The 26,417-nt window shown below is 44.2% G+C and carries 18 protein-coding genes and 1 tRNA gene; 11 read left to right on the top strand and 8 right to left on the bottom strand.

The features are described 5' to 3' along the window. The first annotated feature begins 12 nt into the window (after positions 1 to 12). The 4 genes from M1D30_RS10295 (at position 13) to M1D30_RS10280 (ending at position 8,892) form a co-directional block, all read left to right on the top strand. Positions 13 to 3,276, top strand: a complete 3,264-nt coding sequence (locus M1D30_RS10295) for an RHS repeat domain-containing protein (protein ID WP_248503704.1) — start codon at positions 13 to 15, stop codon at positions 3,274 to 3,276. A gap of 7 nt (positions 3,277 to 3,283) precedes the next feature. Next, positions 3,284 to 6,703, top strand: coding sequence for an RHS repeat domain-containing protein (locus tag M1D30_RS10290; protein WP_248503702.1), 3,420 nt, complete (start codon positions 3,284 to 3,286; stop codon positions 6,701 to 6,703). Between the two features lie 2 nt (positions 6,704 to 6,705). Next, positions 6,706 to 7,608, top strand: a complete 903-nt coding sequence (locus M1D30_RS10285) for an ankyrin repeat domain-containing protein (protein ID WP_248503701.1) — start codon at positions 6,706 to 6,708, stop codon at positions 7,606 to 7,608. Positions 7,609 to 7,749: 141 nt separating this feature from the next. Then, positions 7,750 to 8,892 (top strand): hypothetical protein, encoded by a 1,143-nt coding sequence (locus M1D30_RS10280; protein WP_248503699.1) that lies wholly within the window; start codon positions 7,750 to 7,752, stop codon positions 8,890 to 8,892. Positions 8,893 to 8,991: 99 nt separating this feature from the next. Here M1D30_RS10280 and M1D30_RS10275 read toward each other — a convergent pair whose 3' ends face one another. From M1D30_RS10275 to M1D30_RS10260, 4 genes are all read right to left on the bottom strand, one after another. After that, the gene (locus M1D30_RS10275; protein ID WP_248503697.1) at positions 8,992 to 12,135 is read right to left on the bottom strand and encodes an outer membrane beta-barrel protein; all 3,144 of its coding nucleotides are present in this window, start codon (positions 12,133 to 12,135) and stop codon (positions 8,992 to 8,994) included. A 97-nt stretch (positions 12,136 to 12,232) separates the two neighbouring features. Beyond that, a complete protein-coding gene (locus tag M1D30_RS10270) occupies positions 12,233 to 12,916 on the bottom strand; it encodes a GDSL-type esterase/lipase family protein (protein WP_248503695.1) in 684 nt (227 codons plus the stop codon). A 142-nt stretch (positions 12,917 to 13,058) separates the two neighbouring features. Next, positions 13,059 to 13,493 carry a transglycosylase SLT domain-containing protein gene (locus M1D30_RS10265; RefSeq protein WP_248503692.1) on the bottom strand — a complete coding sequence of 145 codons (435 nt, stop codon included), beginning with the start codon at positions 13,491 to 13,493 and terminating at the stop codon, positions 13,059 to 13,061. Positions 13,494 to 13,718: 225 nt separating this feature from the next. After that, entirely contained in the window at positions 13,719 to 16,298 is a 2,580-nt protein-coding gene (locus M1D30_RS10260; protein WP_248503690.1) for an endonuclease MutS2, read from the bottom strand. 109 nt (positions 16,299 to 16,407) lie between these two features. On the opposite strand from M1D30_RS10260, the gene M1D30_RS10255 reads away from it, so the two are divergent. The 7 genes from M1D30_RS10255 (at position 16,408) to M1D30_RS10225 (ending at position 21,905) form a co-directional block, all read left to right on the top strand. Beyond that, positions 16,408 to 16,492: transfer RNA gene (locus M1D30_RS10255), tRNA-Ser, on the top strand. Between the two features lie 430 nt (positions 16,493 to 16,922). Next, a complete protein-coding gene (locus M1D30_RS10250) occupies positions 16,923 to 18,146 on the top strand; it encodes a site-specific integrase (protein ID WP_248503688.1) in 1,224 nt (407 codons plus the stop codon). A gap of 527 nt (positions 18,147 to 18,673) precedes the next feature. Then, on the top strand, positions 18,674 to 19,267 hold the full coding sequence (locus M1D30_RS10245) for a hypothetical protein (protein WP_248503685.1): 594 nt from the start codon (positions 18,674 to 18,676) through the stop codon (positions 19,265 to 19,267). A 1,295-nt stretch (positions 19,268 to 20,562) separates the two neighbouring features. Further along, positions 20,563 to 20,943: a single-stranded DNA-binding protein gene (locus M1D30_RS10240; protein WP_027452766.1), complete on the top strand. Its 381-nt coding sequence runs from the start codon at positions 20,563 to 20,565 to the stop codon at positions 20,941 to 20,943. A 75-nt stretch (positions 20,944 to 21,018) separates the two neighbouring features. Continuing rightward, on the top strand, positions 21,019 to 21,252 hold the full coding sequence (locus M1D30_RS10235) for a hypothetical protein (RefSeq protein WP_248503683.1): 234 nt from the start codon (positions 21,019 to 21,021) through the stop codon (positions 21,250 to 21,252). A 46-nt stretch (positions 21,253 to 21,298) separates the two neighbouring features. Next, positions 21,299 to 21,721 (top strand): single-stranded DNA-binding protein, encoded by a 423-nt coding sequence (locus M1D30_RS10230; RefSeq protein WP_248503681.1) that lies wholly within the window; start codon positions 21,299 to 21,301, stop codon positions 21,719 to 21,721. A gap of 19 nt (positions 21,722 to 21,740) precedes the next feature. Further along, entirely contained in the window at positions 21,741 to 21,905 is a 165-nt protein-coding gene (locus M1D30_RS10225; protein WP_248503679.1) for a hypothetical protein, read from the top strand. 125 nt (positions 21,906 to 22,030) lie between these two features. Here the strand turns inward: M1D30_RS10225 and M1D30_RS10220 are convergent, their stop codons facing one another. Genes M1D30_RS10220 through M1D30_RS10210 form a run of 4 tightly spaced genes read right to left on the bottom strand, consistent with a single transcriptional unit; the run spans position 22,031 to position 26,368 of the window. After that, positions 22,031 to 22,240, bottom strand: coding sequence for a hypothetical protein (locus tag M1D30_RS10220; protein ID WP_248503678.1), 210 nt, complete (start codon positions 22,238 to 22,240; stop codon positions 22,031 to 22,033). A 13-nt stretch (positions 22,241 to 22,253) separates the two neighbouring features. Continuing rightward, positions 22,254 to 22,382, bottom strand: a complete 129-nt coding sequence (locus M1D30_RS13750) for a hypothetical protein (protein WP_256466169.1) — start codon at positions 22,380 to 22,382, stop codon at positions 22,254 to 22,256. Between the two features lie 30 nt (positions 22,383 to 22,412). Then, entirely contained in the window at positions 22,413 to 25,454 is a 3,042-nt protein-coding gene (locus M1D30_RS10215) for a hypothetical protein (RefSeq protein ID WP_248503676.1), read from the bottom strand. Further along, a complete protein-coding gene (locus M1D30_RS10210) occupies positions 25,451 to 26,368 on the bottom strand; it encodes a leucine-rich repeat protein (RefSeq protein ID WP_248503674.1) in 918 nt (305 codons plus the stop codon). Before M1D30_RS10210 ends, M1D30_RS10215 begins: the two co-directional genes overlap by 4 nt. Between the last annotated feature and the right edge of the window lie 49 nt (positions 26,369 to 26,417).

Genomic DNA, 26,417 nt, shown 5'->3' with positions numbered 1-26,417 from the left:
ATCCAAACAACAATGAAGAAGAGAAATATTATGTTTTCAAATCTTATGAGATTTGCTCTACTCATCCTATGTACCTTAATCAATGTTCCCATGTGGGGCCAAGTTAGGGAAGTCAAGAACGCGCCATCGCCTGAAGTCGCAAATTTAGGTACCTTTGGCAGCATACCTGTAGGTCACTATACGGGAACACCAGAGATAACAGTGCCCTTATATACCATGAAGGTTGGCAAGCTGTCTCTGCCTATCCAGGCATCATATCATCTGGCGAATGTTAAGCCCCACACACCTCCCACTTCTTTAGGAATCGGATGGGCTCTCTCCGCAGGAGGTTATATAGCAAGGAGAGTAATCGGTGTACAGGATGAAAAAGTTTCTGGGTGGGGTGGTAGGACGGTCCAAGCAGGTTTTTATTTTAATCATAATAAGATTAAGGAAATTGAAAATAGTACAGACAAGTCAGGTAAACTCCAAGAATATACACATTTAAGAGAGCTGGAAAAGGAAGGTTGGTATGAGTTGTCTGCAGATGAATTCTCTTTTAGTTTTAATGGCTGTCAGGGAACTTTTTTTATGGACATGGATGGTCAATGGAGAGTTGTATCTGATAACAATATCATTGTAGAGTTTGATGAAAAGAGCGGTTTCATCACAAATGACTCTTTGCCCAAAAGATTTCCCTATCTAAGTGCATCGAAATTTGATATGAATGAGAAGTTCTTTAATAAATTCACATTAATAACCCCAGATGGTACGAGATATGAGTTTGGCGGTGGCAATGCAACGGAATACAGCGCTTTCTATTATAATCAGAATCCACGTCAAGGGGATCTTATTGCGACATGTTGGAGACTTTCCAGGATAACAACTGTTGATAAAAAAGTTATCAACTTCGAATATGCGTCTGATTCCTATATGTGTGATATTCATTATGCCCCGCAGTTGATATCTGAATGGACAAGTAGATTTTATCCTTATCCACCATGCCGACGTACAGAAGAAAACTATGGGAAATACGGATACTCAGGTTTCCTCACGATGCCAGCACGTTTGATAAAAATATCCAGTGATAATGAATCCATATCATTTAACTATAATCGTGATGAAAGTTATGGAGATTTGTTTCTTTCAACTACACAGTGTCTGTATTGGGACAAAGAAAAAGAGGACGACGATTATATTCGTCATCAATATGGAAATTATTTAACTTATGAAGATCTTGATGATAATCGTTTTTTCTTTTATATGGGCATAGAGAAACGCGAGAAAGAGAAGGAAAATAGAGAGGCAATTGCAAAGAAATTGACGCAGGATTATTTATCTGCTATGGAAATTGTTCGTCCAGATGGAAATAATATGAAGGTTAATTTTTACTATATTACGGAATGCAAAAGGAAGCTACTTTCAAATATTCAATTCTCTTCTGAAGGTTTTACTGAATACATCGAGTCCCCAATAGGCGACATTATTGTTCCGGTCAATTCTGAGAGTTCTATAAGACAAATTCCAAATCAGGCCGTCATTAACGGCATAATAACTGATGCACAAGAATCTGTCATTAGTAGCAAAAGGGAATATCAATATAAATTTGAATATAATTTGGGCAACCAACCAGAGGAAAAGTGGCCCAATAGAAGTCCTCTGACTTTTACAGACTCATGGGGCTATTTCTCAAGAAATGGCTATAATTCCAAAGATAAAAGAGAATGGTCTGCAACATATGATTATATAGAAAGTGATTATAAGATAAGAGAACCGTCAGAATTTGACACCGAGATATTTACTCTTAAGAGTATAGGATACCCAACAGGAGGAAAAACGGAACTGCAATATGAATTAAACCATTTTTCTAAAGTGTTTGATATCCGGACGTGTTCTCTGAAGGACTCTCTTGGTACGGCAGGAGGCCTTCGTGTGAGAAGGTTAATGAATTTTGATTCCTCTGATTCTCTTTTATATACAAAAGAATATGTGTACCTGAATGCAAATGGAGAATGCAGCGGTATTTCAAAAGGAAATCCTTGCTACTATGATCGGTTTTATTTTGACTTAGACACTACTGCATTCCTTGATTTTTATTCATTTGATGATATGAATCCGTATCCCTTGAATTTCAATACGCCTGATGTCGGATATTCAACAGTCTTTGAATATCTGAAAGATGGTAACAGTAATCTTTTGACACGTACGAAATATCAGTATACCAATTATGACATAGACGCCAACAATAAAACCCATATGGACTCTCCAGCTGATTATACTGCCTACGTATACGACAACTATGCAAGTGCGTTTTTTACGAGTTTGGCCTTTGAACGAGGAAAACTCGTTTTGAAAGAGGTGATGGACGCTAATGGTGTGGTTCTTGAAAGAAATACGTATGATTATGTTAGAACAGAAGGAGAACCATTTTCTACAGTATCCCAAACTTGGCATTACGATTATTTTGTAGAAGACTTATTTGCTTTTTCATATCTATACAAAACCTATGCAAATAAATACTTGATGTCCGTAAATAAGCGACAGGAGAAAATGAATAATGGTATGTATAATACGGAGACACGTTATGAGTATGCTGACTTCGGTTTGCCGACTAGAAAGACTTTTATTAATAATTTAGGAGAAAAACACATAACAGACTACTGGTATAGTAATGAATCGTACAGGGCGACTTCTTATGTACCGCATCCATGGATGAAGGATAAGAATATAATTCTTCCTGTTGAAATTATTGAGACATTGCCGAACAATAACTTTTATCATATTGAGAATGTCTACGATTCCACCAGTATTGGTGTTCCGTATATTTCTCAGAAAAAAACAAGATGTATCTCACAGGATTCCTATTATGGACAAAATACTCACGTGAATTATACGGTAGAAAAAGCGGATAAATTTGGCAATCCTATTATTTGGGATGAAAATGGTGTAAAAACAATTATGATATGGTCTAATATGGGCCAGAACTTAGTGGCAACCATACAGAATGCAAGCTATAATGAGGTCAAAAATGCTTTGGGAATAGCCCCCGAAAAGCTGTCGGAATCAAAAAATCCTCCGTCTACGCTAGGTTCACTTCGAACGAAACTCAGCAGTGCATTGATATATATCTACGAATATGACAAGCGCATGAACCTTGTTAGAAAGACTGACCCTAATGGATTAGTACATAGGTATCTCTATGACCCATTGAATAGGCTTACAGCCGAATTTAGAGTTGTAAATGGTAAAAATGAACTTGTCCATTCGTATAAATACAATTATTTCACTAATCAATAAAAAAGCAATGAAACAGCATAATATATATTCTTGTTTATTTTTGGCATCAGTCTTTTCTATGTCAATATCCCATATTAATGCTCAAGAAAAATCGAACTATGTTCTCACTCAAACTCAGATTTCTGATTCTAAAAAGACTCAGAACTATCAGTTCTTTGATGACTTGGGAAGAGGACTTATTGAAGCAACAAATGGTGTGAGCAATAATGGAGATTTTACGTATTCATTTCATGAGTATCTTGGAGAAAAGAGTGAGATGAAGAACTGGCTTCCTGTGGTTGGTGGCGTGTCGGTAGAAAAATTGGGTAAGAACAGCATTGTCCAAAGCGCGAGAGAACAATATGCTGATGAAAGTGCTTTTGAGTACCAGAAATTTGATGCTTTAGGGCGACTTCTTATTCAGAATAAAGCAGGTGATAGATGGAAGGAAAAACCTGCAAGAATAGATTATGTTACTAATTCTTCTGCTGACGTGAAGAGGTATTCTGCATATTCGTATGGAAAGTATATTGAGTGTCCAACATATGAAACGACTCTCAGTGATAAAGGATATTATAAGGAAGGAACTCTATATGGTACATGTGAAATCAATGAAGATAATACTAAGGTTACTATTTTCAAGGATGAGCTAGGCCGGAAGATTCTGGAGCGCAGAGACAAGAATAACGATACCTATTTCGTTTATGATGAGTGGGATCAACTTGCATTTGTACTTATGCCAGAATATCAGAATAATAATGATGTGGATAGATACGCTTTTCAATATAGCTACGATATCTTAGGCAATTTGGTGAAAAAGAAAATGCCAGGATGCGAATCTGTTGAATATGTTTATGATGACTATCGCCGACCTTTTCTAATACAGGATGGAGAATTAAGAGAGAAAGGTCGTTATCGCTTTCTGTTGTATGATAAGGTTGGGCGAGTGGTCGTTCAAGGCATCTGTATAGGTGTTCCAGAAACAATAGAAAGTACAGTCTGTTATTCTTGTGGTTCAAAAGGAACCAAATATTCTGATTATGTAACACCAGAAGGTCGGGCTACAGGTTTGTATATTGACGTTCTTGAGAAGATTTTTTATTATGATGATTATAGCTTCTTTAATGGCTCTAGTAAAGTTTCTTCCATATTCCAGGACTTTAATCAACCAAGTCAGACTAATGCTAGGGGGATGCTCACAGGTTCTGTTATCTTGGCATCAAATGGAGAAAGGATAGCCAGTGTATATTCTTATGATATTTTGGGTAATCAGATTGAGGTCCAAGAGAAAGGGCTTGATGGCAGCATTGTTAAAACAGAAAATACCTATACGTATACTAAAAAGCTCGCTACCTCAAAGATAACTATAACTCATCCCAAAGGAGAGTCTGTAGTATATGATATTAAAAACATTTATAATCCCAACAATGACTTACTGTTAGAAGCGTCCTATCAAGCTAAAATTGGGAATATATCTACAGACGAATGCAAGATAATATATACTTATGATCAATTGGGACGAATAGCAAATATCAGTAGGCCAATAAGCAACGGTAAAGGTGACGTTAGTTATGATTACGATATACATGGGTGGCTTACTAACATTACAAGCAATTCGTTTAGCGAACAGCTTCACTACCAAGATGGAGCAGGATCACCCCTATACAGCAGCAATATCAGTAGTATGACCTGGAAAAATGGTTCTTCTGTCGACAAAGGATATATGTATACCTATGATGAATTAGGTCGCATTATCAATTCAGAGTATGGCGAAAATAATTTTTCAAAATCGTTGGGAAATTATGATGAGAGGGTAAGTTATGATAGAAATGGTAATATTATCTCTCTGATCCGTAGTGGTATGACAGGCATAATGAAGACTAGTCAGTATGGTTTAATTGATAATCTGACTATGGAATATAACGGCAATCAATTGCAACATGTAGAGGAAGGCGCGTCTTCTGTTCTTTATTCGAATTTTATTGATGTCAAGAAGAGCTCTAGTGATTTCCGATATAATAGCTGTGGATCGCTAGTTTGTGACGGAACCCGTGGTATTACAAATATTCGTTATGACATTAATAATAACCCCATCAGGATTCAGTTCGACAATGGTAATGTGACGAAATACGTCTATACGGTGACAGGTCAAAAATTGAGGACGATTCACTATACGGCTCCCAAAAACAATCGCGTGGAAATGGGGCGCGATTATGAGGATATAGAGACGACTCATCTGACAAAGGACTCTACAGACTATCTTTGGGGTGGAAAAGTTATCTATGAAAATAGTTTTTTTTCCAAAATACTGTTCGATGGAGGATATATTGATTCCTTCTCGAAAATGGAATCATTGCCTTATCGTCCTTCTGTCTCTATAACAGACGGAGAATATAAGAATCAATTAGAAGACTATATTAGGGCAAAGAAAACAAGAGAGATTGGATTCAAGTTCTATAATAAAGACCATTTAGGAAATAACCGTGAGGTGATTGATAAAGATGGTGTCGTATGTCAAAGAAACGACTTTTATCCCTATGGTACACCATTTTTTTCTCTGTACAGGACAATAAATGAGTGTAATCAGCCGTATAAATATAATGGAAAGGAATTCGATATGATGCACGGCTTGAACACATATGACTATGGCGCAAGGCAATACAGCCCTGTCTTACCCGTATGGGACAGGGTTGACCCGCTGGCAGAGAAATACTACAATGTCAGTCCGTATGCGTATTGTGCAGGGAATCCAGTGAAGTTTGTTGATCCAAATGGAAAAGAGCCAACAGAGGAAGAGGCTGCAAGAATTGCGGCCCATGTATATAATAATGAAGATATCGCCCTTATTGGAGGGTGGCAGGTTTCAACCCTTAAAATAGAAGGTGTTCAAATGATAGATAATAATTCTGGTTTTAAATCGCAACTGTATGAACGGACTCAAGATGGTAAGACAGAATATGTCTATGCAACTGCTGGAACTGACATTACAAGTATGAAGGATTGGAGTAATAATTTTAAACAGATTCTTGGAAAGTCTAGGCAGTATAAAATTTCTATGGGAAATGCAGTGGATATAAAAAAAGCAATAGGGAAACAAGAATTGACCTATGTGGGCCATTCTTTAGGTGGAGGACTTGCTGCAGCAAATGCTTATACGACAGGAGATAAAGCTATGACTTTTAACGCAGCATGGGTGAGTCCACTTACAAAACCATTCAATGAAAGAAAGAATGCTCAGATTAATGCTTACGTACACTATCGGGATGAACTCAATTTGTTTCAAAAAAGCATGCATGTAGGTGCGAATGGAAATAGGATTTATCGGTATAAAAACCGAGATATCCTAGGTCATAGCATAAGAAACTTTTATCGAGATAAAAAGGAAAATATGCAAGACATGATTCGCCAAGCTCAAGATATGTTTAATAGTACTCAATTTTGGTTTTAGGCATGAAATATGTTTTTTTATCATTGATTCTGCTGTTCGCATCTTGTAGGGAAATACCCGTTGATAAAAATGATCTGTTAGGTGACGATTTTCGCCTCTTTCAAGATACGCCTGCATGGGAATTGGCAAAAGCTGTGGAAGATGAGGATACTGACGAGATAAAACGACAGGTTCTATCTTTGAAAGTACCAGTTGACAGTAAAGAAGAAATATTTGGTCAACCCTTATTAATGGTTGCCGTCGAAAACAATCTTATAGAGTCAGTAAGGACTCTACTAGAATTGGGTGCAGATCCCAATGAACCAGAAGATACCTTATATAACATAGGTTCTAATGCTGTTATTGTTGCGTCTAGATTCGATCAGCCATCTTCTCAAATACTAAAGTTGTTATTGGAATTTGGTGGAGATCCAAATTCTGTAGAGCGAGGAATGCAGAAAGATAATCTTGGAAATTGGGAACCAGCTCGACGATTTGCTCTTTCAACTGCGGTCTACTCAGATTTTGAAAAAGTTAAAATCCTAGTAGAGGCAGGAGCAGATGTAAACTTGTATACAGAAACAAATGAGGGTGGAGCATTGTATTCTACATTAGTTAACGATCGCATGGACATTATGTTATACCTGTTAGAACATGGGGCGGACTGTCATCGGAAATACAAAAGATATGATCCGGATTTTCCTCATACAATGTATTATACTGATTTACTTGAGGAGTTGAGACTTTGTATATATCCTCTTGACTCGAAAGAATATAAGGATAAACTAAAAGTGATTCGTTTCCTACAGAAAAAAGGAATGGATTATTGGAAGACTCCTATCTCTGAAACCGCAATAGAACTTATTAAGCAGAAAATTGCGCCAGAGAATGAAAAAGAATTCTTGGAGTATTTAAGGAGATATTAAAAAGTCATAGGGTGAAGTGAAACTCTAAGTTGTGTTCAACTTTCTGGATTCACTTCACGCCTGTCCCCTCAATCATGAAAGAAAAACGAGATATATATTTGCAATTATTAATAAAAATAGGAAAAGAATAAGGATAGAACGATGAAAAGATTGTTTTTTGTGAACCTACTGCTGATGGCGGTGGTGAGTAGTGCGATGGCGCAGCAGGCGGCAGAGCCGAGGAACCCAGTGAGGGGTTATGTGATTACCAATGACAACGATACCCTTTGGGGTACGATAGACTATCTGACTGGTAAGGAGAATGCTGAGGCTTGTCATTTCCAGAAGGATGGCGAGACGACGTATCGCATCTATCGTCCAGGTGAGATTCAGGGCTATCGACTGCACGAAGGTGGGGTGTATTATGTTACTCGTACGTTGCCTATAGACAGCGTGGAAACTTTAATGTTTGCAGAATTTATTTTGCAAGGAGGCATCAGCCTCTATCGTTATGAAGATGATGATAGGAGGTTTTATTATATGATGGATTCCAAAGGAAAAATAGCTGTGATGAGGGCTGTTCTTAAACAAGATGAAATTTTCCAGTATGGACAGGATCTGGCTTTGAAGAGAAGACGAGACAACCTAAAGGATGCTATGGAAATGGTTTCTGATAGTTATGAAGCGGCATTAGATATATGGCGAAAAGAAACGACGGCAAGTAACTTGAAGACAATATTACGTCGATATAATGAGAAATTTTGTAAAGAGGCAGGCGACTGCGTGGAATTTCAGTATAACGGAGATAAGGCTAAACTATATACAGCAAAGCTTATCTTGGAAACAGGCTTTTGTAGAGGCCATATGAAGTATGATAACGGTTTCTCAATTTCTTCGCAGATGTATCATGTCGCTGTTGGATGTGAGTTGGGTTCTTTGCGCAAACACCCCAATCTGTCGCACCAAATCATGGCTGTCGGAGAGTTGTATGACAAACCAGTGGGTGTTTATGGCATCTATACAACAAAGGAATCAAAGTTGTGGTTTGAGATTAACTATGGTCTCATCTATCGTTTCCCTACAATTGTTAAGAATAGACCGTTTGTGTGTGGAGGTATTTCTGTGTCTGCTGTTTCAGGAGTATATGCAGGCGCAGGCTACGAATTTGGTTTAGGTCGCCATCTGCTACGCGTTTCTTTAAAAGGAAGATATCGTGCTCTTAGTTTATTGAAAGAGGTTGCTTTTGAGGACTTTGAAATGGGCTCGATGACTACTGCGTCACTTGATTTTTCTTTTGTGTTGTAAGCATAATAAAACACGTGATACAGAAAATGCGGCAGAAACAAACGTTCCTGCCGCATTTCTTTATTGTATGAAGTATTTAATGTGTTGTATCTGGGCTTGTTAGAATCGGCCTCCGCCTCCGAAGCCTCCGCCTCCGCCAAAGCCACCGCCACCAGAACGGCCACCGCCGAAGCCGCCACGACCACCACGGCCGCCCTCAGGCATCTCACGGCCGCCGCCGAAGTTACCGCCACCGCTGTTGCGTCCACCGAAGAGGTTGAGGCGATAGCTGACGTGGAGCATGGCATACGATGTGATGGCGTTGACCTCACGGTCGTTCCAGCCATTGGCATTGATGGTACGGGTGAAGTTAGACTGCTGGTTCAGGATGTCGTACCACTGCAGCATGACGGTGAGCACCTTGCCACGCAGGAAACTTTGTGACAGCTGGGCGTTCCACAGCATCTCGTTGGTGTTGAGCGTCTCGTCGGCATAGCCTCGCTTGCTCCATACGTGGAAGTCGGTTGAGAGGTTGGTGCCCCAGGGGAACGTGACGCGTGCATTGCCGCCATAACGGTGGTTCCATGTGGTCAGGTTGCGCGATGCCTGCAGACGGTTCTCAGTGTGTGCATAGGTTGTTGACACGTTGAACGAGATGTTGAGCCAACTGTTGCGGAAACTCAGTGAGAGGTCGGGCGACAGGTTGACGCTGTGGGTCACGTTGCGATCGGGCGTCTCCGTGCGGTTCTGATTGACGAAGCCCACCTGATGGCGATAGTCGCCTCGGATGCTGCCGCTGATGTCCCAACGGTTTAGCGTGTCGAGGTTCATGTTGAACGTGATGCCTGCATTGGCGCTCCAGTTGCCGTTGTAGTTGTCAGGACGACTGATGCGACGACCTGTGTTCGCCTCGTAGGTTACGATGTTGCCAATCGAGTTGGTGGTTATCTGATAGCCACCATTAGAACTGAAACTCCAGTGGCGCTGTGGCTTGGGAATCATGAAGCCCAGACTGTCCTCAACCAGCACCTGCTTGCGCTGCTTCTGGAAGTTGAAGCTCAAGTTATAGTTGAACGACGGCTTCAGTCCTGGGTTACCCATGGTGACCGACAGGGGGTTGGTATCGTCGTAGATATCGAGCAACTGGGTGATAGAGGGCTGCGACATGTTGCCACGGAACTGCACCTGCAGATTGGTGTACTGGTCGTAGCGATAGCGCAGGTTGAGGGTGGGCGATACGTTGACTACCGTGCGCACAGTATCGACAGGCGTGCCCAGATACTGCTGGATGAAGTGCGAGCGCTGAGGCTGCAGGTTGACACCCACGTTCAGGTTATATTTCTCGCGATTCATGCGTAACTGGATGTCGGCATTGTGGCTATATTCCGTACGCTCAGAATAGCGGCTGAGGTTCGTAGAGAGGAAATCCTCGTAGTTGTCTGGCAGGAATCCGAAGTCGCGATAGTCCTGCAGGGCGTTCTGGAACTCCAGCTCACTCATGCCCAGAAGGTCGTAGGTGCTGGGGTCGTTCTTCTGATAACTATAGTTGAAACGATAGTTGGCCTGCAGGAAGATGCCCTCCTGGCCCACCATGCGTCGCATGCCACGATTGCCAAAGGGGCCACGCTGGCGCTGGGTGCTGTCCACTGGCTCCACCTTTCGTGGGAAGATGTAAATAGGTTCTGTATAGGTGGTTCCCAGTGAGAAACTGTAGTTCTTGGTGTCTGACGTGGTGTAGCGGTTGGTCTGATACGTTGAGTCCTGACCCATGGCGTTCTTCTGAAGATAGAGATGTACGCCTGAGAGGTTGGCATTGCGGTTGTCGCCATCGCTATAGTTCACGTTGCCGCTGAGGGCAATGTTACGTCCGTTGCTGTTCATGCGTCGATAGAGCTGGACTTGAGCACTCAGGTTGCGGTTGTTGCCCCAGCTCAGCGACTTGTTCTGTCGGCTGTTGACCACCAGACTGTCGTTATTCAGGTCACTGAGTCCCTCGTTGCTCAGTGGGTCGAGCACATATTCATAGGGGTTGGCATTGAACGAAGCTGAGTTGGACCCGTTCTGATTGTCGTTACTCGAGATGCTGACATTGGGACGGAACGACAGGGTGGTGAGCGTGTCGATGGACCATTGCAGGTTCATGTTGCCAGTCCACGAGTTGTTGCGCGAATAGCTCTGGCTGACGCTGTTTGAGAAGGCGCCGCCACGCGTGTTGACAAAGCTCTCGGATGCCGAACGGTTCCAGTTGTCGGCATTGCTGTGGTTCCAGGTCACACGTCCACTCATTCTCACTTGCTCGCCATTAGGTTTGCGCTGGTCCTCATAGCTGACGTCCAAGGCTCCCGTCTTGTTGTGGCGCTGGCCGTTGTTGTTGCCTCGGCCTCGTCCGCCACGACCTGTGAAACTGCGGTCGTTGACGTTGTTGGCGTTGCCCATGAACGTATAGCGCATGGCGCCAAATGGCTTCATGGCTGTCAGTCGGATGCCATAGCGGTTGTCTGTGCCATAGCCCAGGTCTGGATTGGCCTGTATGCCGTTGCGTGCGCTGCGCTTGGTGGTGAACTCAAGCACGAAGTCGTCGTTACCATCGTCAACGCCTGTCATTCTGCTCAGGTCACTCTTCTCGTCGTAGGCCTTCACCTTGTCGATGACGTATGACGGCAGGTTCTTCATCACAGCGTCGTTGTTGCCAGTCATGAAGTCACGGCCGTCGAGTTTGAAGCGTTTCACCTCCTTGCCGTTGACGCTGATCTTGCCGTCGTCGTCGACCTTGGCGCCTGGCAAAGCCTCGACCAGTGCTTCGATGACAGAGCCTTCGGGCACACGGAAAGCATCGGCATTATAGACCACGGTGTCGTCCTTAATCACCATCTTGGGGATGTTGGCCACGACTACTGCCTCTTTTATCTGTACGCTGTTGGGATCCAGCGAGATGGTGCCCAACGACATCTGACTGCTAGTCTTGTTGATGTTGCGTTTATAGTCCTTGTAGCCCAGGAAGGTGGCCTTCAGGAAATAATTGCCCGACTTGACATCAGTAATAGTAAAAACACCACGTTCGCCGGAGAGCGCACCTCCAACGAATGTGGTGTCTGATGTATGATTTCTTCTGGTGCTGATCTTGTAGAGTTGCAAGGTGGCTTTCTCCAAAGGCTCACCTGTGTCCTTGTCGATGACACGGCCAGTTATTACGTCACGCTGAGCGTGGGCTTGGGAAATGCTCAAGAATAGAGCTGGTAGTAGAATGATGTATCGAAGGTCCATCGTTTAGTTATGATATTAATGAATGGTAATCTTTATATTGGATGGACGCTCTTGAAGATGGTTTAATGGGTTGGCGAATATTTTCTAAAAAAGTTGGTTAGAGGTTGGCTATATGCTTCTTGAGTTCGTTCTCCCAGATGGCATAGCCGGCCTCTGTGATGTGAAGACCATCGGCACTGAGTTCCTCGCGAAGAACGTTGGTGCCTGGCTTGACCATCTTGCTGAAGAGATCGATGAACACGATGTCGTGCGATTCGCAATAGGCACGGATATACATGTTGGTGAGGGGAATGTCGTTGGTCCGGCCTGCAAGCGTGCGCCAACGGCCGTTCTTTTCGTTGATGGGCAGAAGGCTCTCGACAAAGAGCTTGGTTTGTGGGGTCTGCTCGCGAATGGCCTCGATGAGGCTGATGACCTGCTGGGCCACGTTGATGACGGGAGCGTTGTTTACCATGTTGTTGATGCCCGCCATGAGGAAAATGGCACGCGGCTGATGGGGCGTGATCTGGCAAAGGCGCTCAGTCATGCCTACAGTGTTGTCGCCAATGATGCCACGGTTAATCACATGACTGTTGCCCAAGCGCTGGCTCCAGTCCTTGCCGTTCTCCGTCAGACTGTTGCCCAGCATGACGATGCTTTGGCTGGTGATGCCGCCCTCGCGCTCGAACTGCGCCACGCGCTTGTTGTAGTGGGCAAACGAACGGTGGCTCACGTGCTGGGCCTGCATCGTTGAGGTCAGCGTGCAGAGACCAATGATGATGATCTGTCGGATGTTCTTCATAATCATACCACAAAGATATACAGAAAAAAGCAAACACAAAAGTTTTTGAGGATAAAATGCAAAAAAAAATCCAACTGCAAGGCCGCGGCCTGTGCTGTTGGATTCTTTTTCGGATTTTTTTTCTAAGTATCATGCTTGATGATTACTTCATACGTCTAAGTACTTTTCTGTAGTATCTTTCGGTAGCGCGTAGACTGTAGTTCGGTCCACCGTTCCATAAACGAATTGCTTTCTCAACGTCGTTAGATGGATTGTACTTTGACTGAATAAGAAGGAACATCTCCTTTGACTTGGCCACATCAAATCTGTCTGCCAGGGAGTAGCGTTTTTTGCTGCCACGTTTTTCCAGAATGACATTGCATTCGCGTACAGCAATAGGGGTTATCTGCATTGCACCTACAGACTGGCCTCCCACGGCTTTTGGATTTCCTTCGCTCTCAACCAAAATGATGGCATCTATCACAGACGTCCAATCAAATGGCTCTGAGTTCGTCGCTTTGTTGGTAGCCCCAGCGCTGAGGGGCAGCAAAGATAGAATCGACAAGCTCAGACATACTAGCTTCACTAATCTTTTCATGGTCTTTTCTTGTGTTGGAGGACTTTGCCAGGGCCCTCGATTAAACATGTAGTCCGTGTCTCGTCGCGAGACATAAAAGGGGACTTTATTTCTTTCTACATTTGCAAAAGTAGAAAAAATTTCGATATATCAATGCTAACGAAGTTTAATATTAACTTTATTTAAGTTAAAATTTTGTTTTTCGCCTATAATGGATGATATAGATCTAGTGAATAAATGCTGTTCTTAATCGATGTCTACTACGGTGATTCCTGCACCTCCAAACTGCACGTGCTCGTCTCGAAAATGACTCACGTTGGGGATGGTGTTCAGGTATTGACGGATGAGCTGACGCAGTATGCCAGTACCTGTGCCGTGAAGGATGCGAACCCTCGACATGCCCATCAGAATGGCGTCGTCGATGAAGTGCATCACAGCGTCCACTGCCTCGTCGCCTCGCATGCCGCGTACGTCGATGTCCTGGTGGAAGTTCTGCTTGCGGTCTTCCATCGTGGCACGTGTCATCTTCGAGGTCTGAACGGCCAGGTGGGCGTACTTCGTGGCCATGTTGGTGTCTTCTTTCTTGGTCTTGCTGGCATCGGCGCGTTCCAGTTGCTCCATCTTCATCTTGGTGCGTACATCGCCAAAGATGACAGTGACCTGCTTGCCCTGAATGGCTTCGATGGTGCCTGTGGTGTTGAGGCCTTTGATGCGCACAGTGTCGCCCTTCTGTAGGGGGCGATTGCTATCAGTGGTGGTGCCACGCTCAGCGCCAAAGGTCTGCAGGCGTTTGTCCTCGGCTTCCTTCTTCTGGGCTTTCTCGGCCTTGCGCTGGGCTTTGCGGGTCTTACGCTCCTCCATCTGGCGCAGTTTCTTGGCGAAATCTTCCTCGCTCATCAGTCCGCGGGTGTCATCGCTCTGTACCTGTGAGCGGAACTCCTGCAACTCCTCGCGAATCTCACGGGTGCGTTCCTTCTCGGCCTGGGCCTCCTTAATCTCGCGAATGGCGTTCTCTATCTTACGGTTGGCCTCGGCCAGCAGTTCTTCGGCCTGTTTCTGGGCACGCTTCAGAATCTGCTTGCGCTCACGCTCAATCTCCTCGAGGTTGGTCTCGTAGCGCTGAATGTGTCCTTCCAGATTCTTTTCGTGCTGATGGATGGTCTGGCGTTTGCCTTCCCAATAGCGCTTGTCGCGCACAATGTCCTGCAGGTACTTGTCGCTCTGGATATAATCCTGTCCAACGATGTCGGATGCATCCTTGATGACTTCCTCTGGCAGACCTGTCTTACGTGCAATCTCGATGGCAAACGAAGAGCCGGGCTGACCAATGGATAACTGGAAGAGTGCCTGCATCTGGTGACGGTCGTAGAGCATGGCGCCATTGACCACGCCCTCGTGGTCGTCAGCGAAGTGCTTCAGGTTCTGATAGTGGGTGGTGATGACGCCAAAGGTTTTCTTCTGCCAGAACTGCTTCAGTACAGCCTCGGCAATGGCGCCGCCAATCATAGGCTCTGTGCCGCCACCAAACTCATCAATAAGCAGGATGGTGTGGGCATCGCAGTTCTTAATCATCTGTTTCATGTTCATCAGGTGAGAGGAGTAGGTAGAGAGGTCGTCCTCAATGCTCTGCTCGTCGCCGATATCTATCATGATGTTGCGGAAGATGCCGCAGGTGGAACGGTCGCCCATGGGTACACTCAGTCCGCACTGAAGCATATATTGCAGCAGACCAACGGTCTTGAGGCAGACGGACTTACCACCAGCATTAGGACCGCTGATGATTAAGAGTCGTTTGTCCTGTTCCAATATGATATCTAATGGTACCACCTTCTTGCCTTGCTTTTCCAAAGAGAGGGCCAGCAGTGGGTGGGCGGCTTTGATCCAGTCGATATGGGGTTTGTTCTCCACAGTTGGTTCGAAACCCTTGGTGAGTTCTGCTAAGGTGGTCTTTGCTTGTATCAGGTCGATAAGGGCGAGGAAACGGTAGGAATCGAGAATCTCCTTGACGTGTGGGCGTACCTCATCAGTAAAGACGGTGAGGATACGAATCACCTCGCGACGCTCCTCGGCTTCCAACTCGCGCACGCGGTTGTTGGCCTCGACAACCTCGGCTGGTTCTATGAAAACGGTTTTACCTGTAGCACTCTCGTCGTGCACAATGCCGTTAATCTTTCGTTTCAGTCCTGGCGCAACGGGAATCATCAGTCGACCGTCGCGCATGGTGGGTGCTGCATCCTTGTCAACAAGTCCTTCGCGCTGGGCAGAATGTAATATAGTATATAATGTACGCGAGATGCTGCCCTCCATCTTTTGCAGGTCGTGACGAATGCTGGCCAGTGTCATGGAGGCACTGTCCTTGATGCGACCATACTTGTCGAGAATGGAGTCAATGCGACGGATCATGGCTGGGAAGGTCATGATGTCGGTGGTGAGGCGCTGCAGGGCAGGGTAGGCATACGAAGGCTCCAACCCTTCGCGCCCAGCATTCTGGTCTCGATTCAGATAAATAACGATATTACTAATAGTTTCCAGCGAACGACGAAGGTCGAAGACCTCATTCTCCTCCAGGTGTGTGTTGGCCAGGCGGATACGGGCTACTGACTCGCGTACATCGAAGAAGTATTGCATGGGAAAATCGTCCGTGGTCTCTTTTAAACGACGGAACTCCCTTACCTGTTGCAGCCATTCGTTCACCTCGTTGGCATTGTCAGAGAACGTCATCTCGTCCACCATCTCGCGACCCAGGGAACTCAGACAACGTTCTTTCAGCAGTGTGCGAATTTCGCTGAAACCTATCTTATTTTCATAGTTATTTGGATAAATCATGGTGCAAAATTAATCAATTTATGCTTATTCTACAAAAAAGTATGTGAAAAATTTGCAGAATTAAAAAAATAGCAGTACCTTTGCACCCGATTTAATGAGGATCACCCTTGGAGAGATGGTAGAGTGGTCGATTACAGCGGTCTTGAAAACCGCCGTGCTGAGAGGCACCGGGGGTTCGAATCCCTCTCTCTCCGCGAAGAGCATAATTGATGACTTTTAGGGTAGTCAATAAAAGTTCAACCCAAACAGGTCATTAAGTTGCCAAAAAACAGAAAAGCGTTGTAAGTCTTTGATTTACAACGCTTTTATTTTGCCGTAAAAGTATCCTTCTCTACTTTTGAATGATGGAGTGACCATCATCTGACTACCTGATATAGGGTCAAATAGTCATCTGTTAGTCAGTCTTGTGTTACACGTAGTGTTACACTTTTGGTGCTACAGAAAAATGTAACACAAGACTACAAAATGACTACGATATTGACTTCGCTAAATCTTTGAGCGTTAAATATTTATGTTTAACTTTGCAGCTTGTTTCGAGCACGCAAAAGTGGTTTGATTCTGAGTGTGTTCTGTAACACAAGACATCCATTGGGGCAAGAATAGCTGCATAAAAAGATTTATCGTATGAAGGTGAAATTGAAAATCTCGTTCTATCTGCGAGCGAACTACTTTAACAGACTGGGAGAATCACCCATTAACATAAGGGTATTCTTGAATGGTGAGAAAAGATATTTCGGTTCTACAGGATTCTTCGTAAACCGGGATATGTGGGACAATAATGCCGACCGTGTTATGGGGCGTACTCCAAGTGCACGAACCATCAACATGGCTCTTAATGAGATAGAGCTTAAAATCCGCGACATAGTCAGGTCTCGTGAAGGAGATAGCGGCTTTACTGTTGAGAAGCTTTATAGCCTCTATGCTGGCAAGGACAAGACAATAACTAACTTTGTCGAGTTCTTTGAGGATTTCATTGAGAGCGTCGAGCAACAGATTGGTCATGGAAAATCTGCCGCCACTGCACAGAAATACAAAACCACGAAGAAGCATTTCCTAAGTTTCTTGAAGAGCAAGCATGGCTGGACTTCAGTTTCTCCTTTTGATGTTACTCCTGCCTTAATCTCAGATTTTGGCATCTATCTTCGAACCATTGGTGGTATGCAGGAGAACACAGCGACCAAAACCCTGAAGACATTGAAAACCGTTACGATTCAAGCTCAGAAGGTTGGTTTTCTGGATCACGACCCGTTTATCAATTTAAGATTCCATCTCAAACCAGTTGACAGAGGATTTCTTACTGAAGAAGAGATAGAAGTCCTGATGTCAAAACAGTTCGCTGTTAAGCGTCTTGAGCATGTTCGTGACATATTTGTGTTCTCATGCTTCACAGGCCTTGCATATATAGATGTTTCCAATCTTACGGAAGAGAACATTGTTACCCTCGGTGGAACGGATTGGATTATGACCAAAAGACAAAAAACAAGCATTACGGAGAATGTGCCGATACTCGATGTTGCAAGGGAGATTATAAACAAATACCATTCATCAGCTGACAGGAACGGTCGTCTGTTGCCAATACTCTCAAATCAGAAGATGAATGCGTATCTGAAGGAAATAGCCGATTTGTGCGGCATAAAGAAACGTCTCTCCTATCACATGGCCAGACATACTTATGCCACCCTGCTACTTTCCAAAGGCGTACCAATGGAAACAGTTTCAAAACTTCTTGGGCACACCAACATCAAAACCACGCAAATATATGCTCGAATCACAAATAAGAAGATTGAACAGGATGTTATGCGTGTTGCAGACCAGCTGAATGCATTTAGCAATTTTGGCAAGGTATAGCTGTTCTATTGCCAGAACTTCTCCATTATACTTGTTACTCCCATCAGACATGATAAAAAGTCTGGTGGGATTTTTCTGTCCAAAAGAAAAAAGACAAATTCCAGTCCATATATTTGTTTGGTTTGTTCTGTTTATATAGTACAGAGGATTGGAGTAAACAAACGAACATATTTTTGTCCAAAATCATTTGTGTATATAATCACAATGGACAAAACTAAACCAAACCATCGAACAATTTTTTTCTTTTCGCAAGCAGTAGTTTTGCTATTGTGTCTGTACTTCGTTTAAGGATAATGTATGCCGTTTCTACTTTCGAGAGTTGATGAAATTAGGTTGCAAAGGTAATTATCGTGCCTACATATACCCAAGGTGATCCGTTGGTATGTCTCAAAATCTCCACACCGAACGGGTTGTATTTGGAGCCATAACCTTGTGCTTATGGTCACGACACCTTGTGAAGCAACATAATTTCTAATCACTCCCGAAAGTAGAGAAATCTACAGTAGGGAAATAAAAACTTCAAGATTATGGCAAATATCGCAACAACCAACTACAAGGTGACACAGACAGGCTCATGCAAGGCATTGAAAGACCTGTGGAGCACACTCCAAAAGATGGAGGTGAACAGTAAGAACATCTGGCTCTACCAGTTGGCAGAGCACTATGGCATCGACTATGAGAAGAAGGGTATCAGCGTCAGGGGGCACATCTATTGGGCAGAATTTGAGGCAGAAGAAGCCAATGACTACTATCTGCTATCTTTTGACACAGAAAGCGCATGGGATGCTTGCTCGGAGTTATTCGAGGAAATAAACCATGTGCTTGGCGACCAACTTTCTATATCGTACAGAGTTTGCGAATGTGGATGTGAGGTCTATTATGTGCATGATGAAGGCGACTTCTTCCCTGAAGAGGTAGCAGTCAGTTCCAGCGGAGAGCCATTCGAGGATGCTTGTGATGACATCTACACCACCCTCAAAGATGCTATCAATGATTGGTGTGAGAAGATGAACATCGAGCAGGGTGAACGAACTGACGAGGAAATGATGAACTTCATCAATGAATATGAGTATGACGATGATGACACCTACTTCTACATACGTCAATTTACCTTTGAATAACAAACCAGCGGTGGTATGCGGTCAAAGCCGATAGCATACCATCGCACAACACCAAAAACACTATGTATAACGATGATAACAATTCAGAAATGATAGGAGCGTTTTGCGAACTTATGTTCCCTAAGAAAGGACGTTGTAATGGCATCATTGTTGAGGATTACGACACGGAATGGCTTGTTCAGTTGACTAACGGAAGAGAAATTGCAGTTTGTAAGGACGAAGTTTTCATAATATAAGATTTGGAGAGTCTATTTGTCGCATCTGACATTTGGACTCTCTTTTTTTTTTGGACGGCAAAAGCTGTTGTAGTTCCACATGTGGTTTGGAGAGCAATTCTGCAAATGATGATTCGATGATGATTTCAATCACCATCAAATCATCATAAAAGTGACTAATTTAAGCCAGCTTTTCTACCAAAGAATCTGTTCAAGTTACCCTTATAAGCATATTTTGGGAATTTGATGATTTCGTGATGATTTCAATCACCATCAAATCATTAGTTCTAATATCTGGCTTGGCGTACAAATCTACCACATTCTTTCGTTGATGTAGTAGATTTGTACAAGAACCTTTATATGTTGAGTGTTTTCGGTGCAATGCTATCAATACTCGGATTTAGATAACACCCATAATACTGAATAAACCTCTTATAATCCGATTGGGAAGAAAACCGTCATTTTCATATTATATTCGTACTCTTGGAAAGGAAAGGCTTACTTGACCTTCTTCTTTGAGTTTATTCTTTTCCTCTTTCCATTCCTGCAGGAGTTCTCATGCAAACTGTCTTACAGATCGCCTTGCTGAACATCCTAACCGCTTTTCCCCTGTCTTCTGTTGTAACCTTCCACAGCATTGCCTCTTTAGCATGTCAATGCGCATCCTCGTTGACTATACTACCAGATGAATATGAATGAACGCTGTTTCTTCGCTTTGTCCTTCTCCGTCCGATAACCATGACGTACAACATGGAGCGTTGGACTGCCTTGCATCCTCCTTGCGTATCTGTCACTGAATTGTTCTTATTCCGACTTCTTCATTTATGCCTTTTCCGGGCGAAGCGAATCACACTTACTTTTTCCGTCGCAAAGTTAGTGCAAGCCGTATTCTGCAAGTACCAGCTGCCTTATTCCTCGGATTTTTTCAAAAACTTTTTGCCGTCTGCCGTGCATCCAATAAAAACTTTTCCTAAGCCCAAGGGTGAAATAATTCGGTAATTCCTTGCATTCCCATACTTCCCTTGCCAACTCTTAAAGCAACGTAAAAAATAAATGTTTCACTTCTAAAAATTCAAAAAAATGAAAAAGATCGAGAACAATTTCGCAGTAACAGGTTTCGTAGGTAAGGATGCAGAAATCCGTCAGTTCACAACCGCTTCAGTAGCACGTTTCTCATTGGCCATCGGCCGTAGCGAGAAGAACGGCGAAGAGAACAACCGCGTATCGGCTTTCATCAATGTGGAAGCATGGCGTAAGAACGAGAACGCCGATTCATTCGACAAGCTCACCAAGGGTTCAATGCTCACCGTGGAGGGTTACTTCAAACCCGAAGAGTGGAGCGATCAGGAAGGTGTCAAGCACAACCGAGTTCTGCTGGTAGCCACCAAGTTCTATGAGACTCCAGACAAGGAGGAAGCTCCAAAGGAGGAGGAAAAGAAATCCAAGAAGAAGGCCAAGTAAGCCTTCTTCTTCCTCTCTGAGGAATAATCCCAAAGAAAGGGAAAAGAATAACCACAATTCAAAGATATAGGAACTATGTATTATCAAACTTGTTGCGTTCAGACCACGATTGACGAGTGGCAACAACTGATGAAGGGGGCGAGAAAAGCAAGTTACAAACGGCTTGTTCAAAGAATTAAGCATGAACTTCCTGACCTCTACGACGCATTGGCTTTGAACTTCTATAATCCTTATTGGGAACAATGCCAGCAGACTAAGACCCACTATATTTTGGTAAGTTCCGCAATAGAATACTTCATCCACAAATAAAAGGTAACGACGTGACTAACCATCCGTCACTAAACTTCCATATTATATGATTTACACTCACACAATCGGTCGTATCGGCAAGGACTGTAAGACCATCACAGGCGCACACGGAACTTTTATCGCAGTTGACATGGCTGTCGATGACTACTCCAAAGGTCAGAACATCACCACATGGGTAAGAGTACGCAGCAGCAGGGAGAACCATATCCGTTTGGCTGAATACCTCACCAAAGGAAGGCTTATTCTCGTGGAGGGAACAATCTCTACATCACAATGGCAAGACCGCCAAGGCGAAAACCACACTCAAATCTCTATCAATGCGGACAGCATCGCTTTCGTGAACGTAGGGAAGAGAGAGGAGCAGGATGCAGACCCGAAGAAGGCTGCCAAGAAAGGAGCTAAGGCTAAGAACACGCCCCAGCCACCGCAGGACGCGCCAGAACCAGACGAGAAAGATATGCCGTTCTAACTCTTAATCTATAGATGTTATGAGATACGCAAGATTATTAAAACCCTACAAAGGGTATCGTGACATCCAAGTGGATGAAGACAGCATCAATGGAGGCTATCATGGCTATCAGTACAGGTGCATCGTCGTTGGCAGCGGAGCGGAAATCTATTGTAGCGAGGATGAATTTGAACTTGAGGAATAGAAATAGGGCATTTGTGATGGATATATTGTATATGCAATATACCATAATTGGGGTAAAAAAAGAACTCCTGCGCCTGTCATTAAGACTTGCGCAGGAGTTTGACCTGTTGAATATGCGAATGGCTTCTATGCTTCTTCCTTCACATTTTCCTCTTCTTTATGTGTATATCCTAAAGAATTGGAGCGGTCAGGGTGGGCTTTAATCCATTCGTGAAGCTTCTTGTTGTCTTCTTGTTCATTTTCTTCGATGTCGAGTCTCATACGAAACTGTAACCATAGGCCATAAATGATGAAGACGACCAAGGCAATGAATGCAACTGCTTGAATTATACTCATAACCCATCAGATGTTATTCCAGCCAATCGTCATAGTCTGGTATCTCATTGGGCGGAGTTGGCTCTGGATCTGTATAACTACCACTACCAGCCAGCAACTGCATCCGATGCGTCAACAGTATAGCACTACAAGTAGGCTTCACATATTTTTCTTTTTCCATTGTATGTACTATTTACTTTATAATTACTTTTCTTCCATTATTAATATATAAGCCGCTCTTGCTTGGCTTTTCGCTAAGACGAACACCGTCTATTGTGTACCATCCGTCAAATGTAACGTCACCTGTCTTGGTGTCAATCTCACCGATGCTGGTCACCTCGCCATTGGCTCCTACAAGTTTGACAGTGATGCGCTGTGGCAGTTCTACTTCGTTAGAGGCAGAGCGAGTCATTCTTTTGGCAGAGGCAGAATTAGGTTCCTGCTCTGAGTCCTCAGGCTTAACCCACTCTAAATAGCATGACGTAGGACGAATTTTTGCGCCGCTCTTCACTCTCACGAAGTCACCGGCCACGACGAGTTGTTCGTCCATCTCCTTGGTCGCTCCTGCGAAGCCGTACACCTTGCCGATTTCTTCGGAGTTCTCGCTGTCGCTCCAGTAGCGAGGCTGGTAGGTGCCTTTGAAATTCCATTTGTTCCACGAATATGTGCCATCGCTGCCGTCGTACTCGGTCTGCTTGTTACCGCGTTCGTAACCCTCAGTGAAGATATCGAAGCCTTGGTAGTAGTCATCCCCATTAGTGAAGTAGAGGTATTTAGCGTCCTCGCCAGGCATGAAGAGATACGGCGTGTTGGCCTTCATCGTGGTCTCAGTCGTTTCGTTAGAGCCTTCCACGCCCACTTCCTTCATCACGGCAATCCACATGTTAAATGGCACTTCCTCAATGCCTGCGAACTCGTAGAACTTTCCCTCCGAAATGTTGTCATATTCACCCCGCCTGATATCGTTCTTCGTGAAGTCGAACGGCAGCATGATGGTCACGGCCTTGTCTCTGGTGAACGGACGGTTGTAACGCAGGTAATTTGTCCTCTGTTTTGTCTTGACATCCTTGATGCCGAGCGGCATGTCATCGTACTCGATGATGTAGCTCTTCTCCCCGCTGTAGCTGTACGTCTCCACCAGGTCACCGTATGTCGGCGTATAGTACTTTCCGTCGAAGACCATGGTGTGACCATAGACCTTTAGGAAGCCGTGGTCGGTTGTCTGGTCGCCGAAGTGGGCGAAATTGTCGGGAGCGTCGGCCGATTCCACAGCGGGCGAGCCTTGCTTCAGACCGCGTGTGCCGACGTAGAAGCAGTTGGTCAATTTACCCTCGCCGTAGCCGTTGCTGCGGTGGAAGAAGGTGCTGTTCTTGTCGTTGTCATATCCCCAGTAGAGTTCGCACTTGTTGCCATTGTTGTCGTACTGGCCGTGCAGGAAGAGGCAGTCGGTGAGGTCAACATACGCATACTGCGACATGGCACCGACGAATCCGCCGCAGCCATAAGTCTGGTTCCAGGTGTTCGAGTTGTAGATGAGTCCGTCATAGACACAGCCCGTGATGTTGCAGTCCACGAGGTAGTTCGTATACTGTACGTAGCCCACGATACCACCGTGCCCTGCTTCACCGTTGATCGTACTGCTGATTCGGGTGCTCACATGGCAGTTCTCAATGGTGAGGTTGCCGCTGGCAGAGCCTACCAGACCGCCCATGTTGTGCCAAATACCGCCTTCTATCAGTCCCGTTGCGTGCAGGTTACGGATGGTGGCACCGTTAGTGATGTGGAATGGGGCGCAATTAGGCCTATCAGCGGTGTAGTTAAAGGTCAGCGTATGGCCGTCGCCGTCGAACATGCCTTTGAACGGATGGTCTGTGCTTCCTGCCATCGTTGTCACGGTGATGTTGTCACCCAGCATCACGGTCTTGCCACTGAAACCGTTCAAGTCGCCATCCACTTCCAAGCGCTGACAGAAGTAGTTCCAGCCCTCGGCAGTCTTGATGGTGTAGGTGTCGCCGCTCTGCGTGATGTTGTTTTCATTCAGCGGATACGTGAACGTAGCGCTGAGGTTCACGTCCTCGGCGGGCATGTTGAACGTGTAGGTGTTGCCGCTTTGGGTGTAGGTGATGTTATTGCCCGATGTCGCGCCAGTCAGGGTCAACCCATCGAGGCTTTCGTCCATCTGTTGCGTGTAAGTGATGGTCATCGCTTCGCCCTCCAAAGCCGAAATCTTGCTTGGTTTGAACTGTGAGTAGATGTTGTTGACCTTATATCCTGCCAAAATATTGAAGTCCTTGGTCAGCATGTAGTTTGTGCCATTGATGGTGACGGTAGCTGTGACAGTGTATGAGCCCACTTCGTACTCACCATTAGTGCGCACTTCGTTAGTGGCCCTGTTCTTATAACTGAATGTGGCGGCAATGTCGGTAATGCCCGCAGCGTTGAAGGCCGTCTGGTCAAGCGAAGCGTAATGGCTGATTCCGTCATAAGAAACGTCATTGGCTACGAGCTGCATTGTGACTTGTCGATTGGTGAGGCCACAGGTGTGATAATTGCTACTCTCCGTGCATGTAGCGGTTACAGCGTCATTGCTGGAGTTGACGGCAAAGGTGAACGTATGACCAGGGTCAGAGGTATCCTCCACCTCAACTTCATAAGTCACCGTAATGGTTCCGTCTTTAAAATTGAAATTTCCACTTGTTCCAGCAGTACCGGAAAACATGATTTTCAAAGGAGTTGTCACGTTTACATCTATTCTGCCCTCAAAGGTTGCCTCACTGGAGGCTGCAGTCGTATTGATGGATGCATAATCATAGTCGTTGTTATCCCCTTGAAGATGTAGCAACTTATTGGCGTTGTGTGGTGTACTCATGTCGATGCCCACATACATCTGATGCCCAGTTGGAGCGAATCGGAAATTGTTAAGTTCTACCTTGGTTACGGTTCCAGACAAATTTGTAAACTCAAGGAATCCTTCATTTCCAATTATATCGGTACGGAAGTATGTACTTTTTGAACCTGAACTCAAATATATCGGATTGTTTGACGGGTCGTTGTTCTTGTACTCTAGCGTCATACCTCCACTGATTAGCACATGAGTGCCTTGCAGCGTCGTCTTACCCGATGAGCCACCGTCCAAGTACCATGTCGCAGTTCTTGTCTCCGTAGCCGCCCATGCCGTCTGTGCCATCGTGAGCAAAGCGGCAACAATAAGGATGAGATTAATAGTTCGTTTCATTGTAATATTATATCTGAATCTGTTGTTGATAATAAATAAGCAGTTTTCGGTGCAAAACAAACGGTTGTGTTGTTATTAATACTGGTGAAATAATCATACCCGACAAAATAATGGTAATAATTACCTAGCGAGTTTGTAACACAGGTAGTACTATTTACCTTGTGAATACTGTTTGGAATTGTTACGTTGTCTGCATTGTCTGTAGTTGCTGTTACATAAACAACATCGTTGTTTTCTCCCTCTAAACATACTACTGTATTTGCAGGAACCACATTGACAGAAAAATTGCGATACGCAGTTGTTCCACTTACTCCTGTGCAATAAAAAGGTCGTACGTTATTGCTACTACTTACTTTAAAATTGACATCTGCCCAGATCATCTTATTATAATCTGAGAGAACAATTTTGGATTTCAATTGCTCATACAAATAATAAGGGAAAAACCTATCTTCTGGGTCATCAATATAATTGCTCAAATATTGAAGTGGCACAATAATTTCGTCCACATAGTTGCAGCCACCTACAATATCGTCGATTTCTCCGAAGTCGATTTCACTAATATCGTTTGTAAACTCCAATGTAGTCAGGAAGCAACAATAGTGGAAAGCATAATCCTGGATAAATCTCAGATGGTTTGGCAGACGGATGTATTTGGCATGGCAGTCATAAAATGCGCCAGTGTTGATGTTGACTACATATTTGTACTGATTATTTTCATAGATATAATCAGGAATGTAAACCGTGTCTCCCTCTTCAGAAGGGAAAAACGTAAGTGATAGACCGATGACACCTGATGATGGATCGTAAAATGGAGAAAAGTTAAAAACACCAGGATCATCAACGATGGTCGCTTTAGTACTCAACGGAATGCCGAGCAGTACCGTGAGTAAAAGAGAACAAACAAATTTTCTCATAATCTCTTCTTGGTTAAATGTTTATTATTAATAATGTTATTTTTGATGC

It is taken from the genome of Prevotella sp. E15-22 (assembly GCF_023204875.1).
Classification (GTDB): domain Bacteria; phylum Bacteroidota; class Bacteroidia; order Bacteroidales; family Bacteroidaceae; genus Prevotella.
The sequence above is the reverse complement of the archived record's forward strand: the minus strand, read 5'-3'. Positions and strand labels throughout refer to the sequence as shown.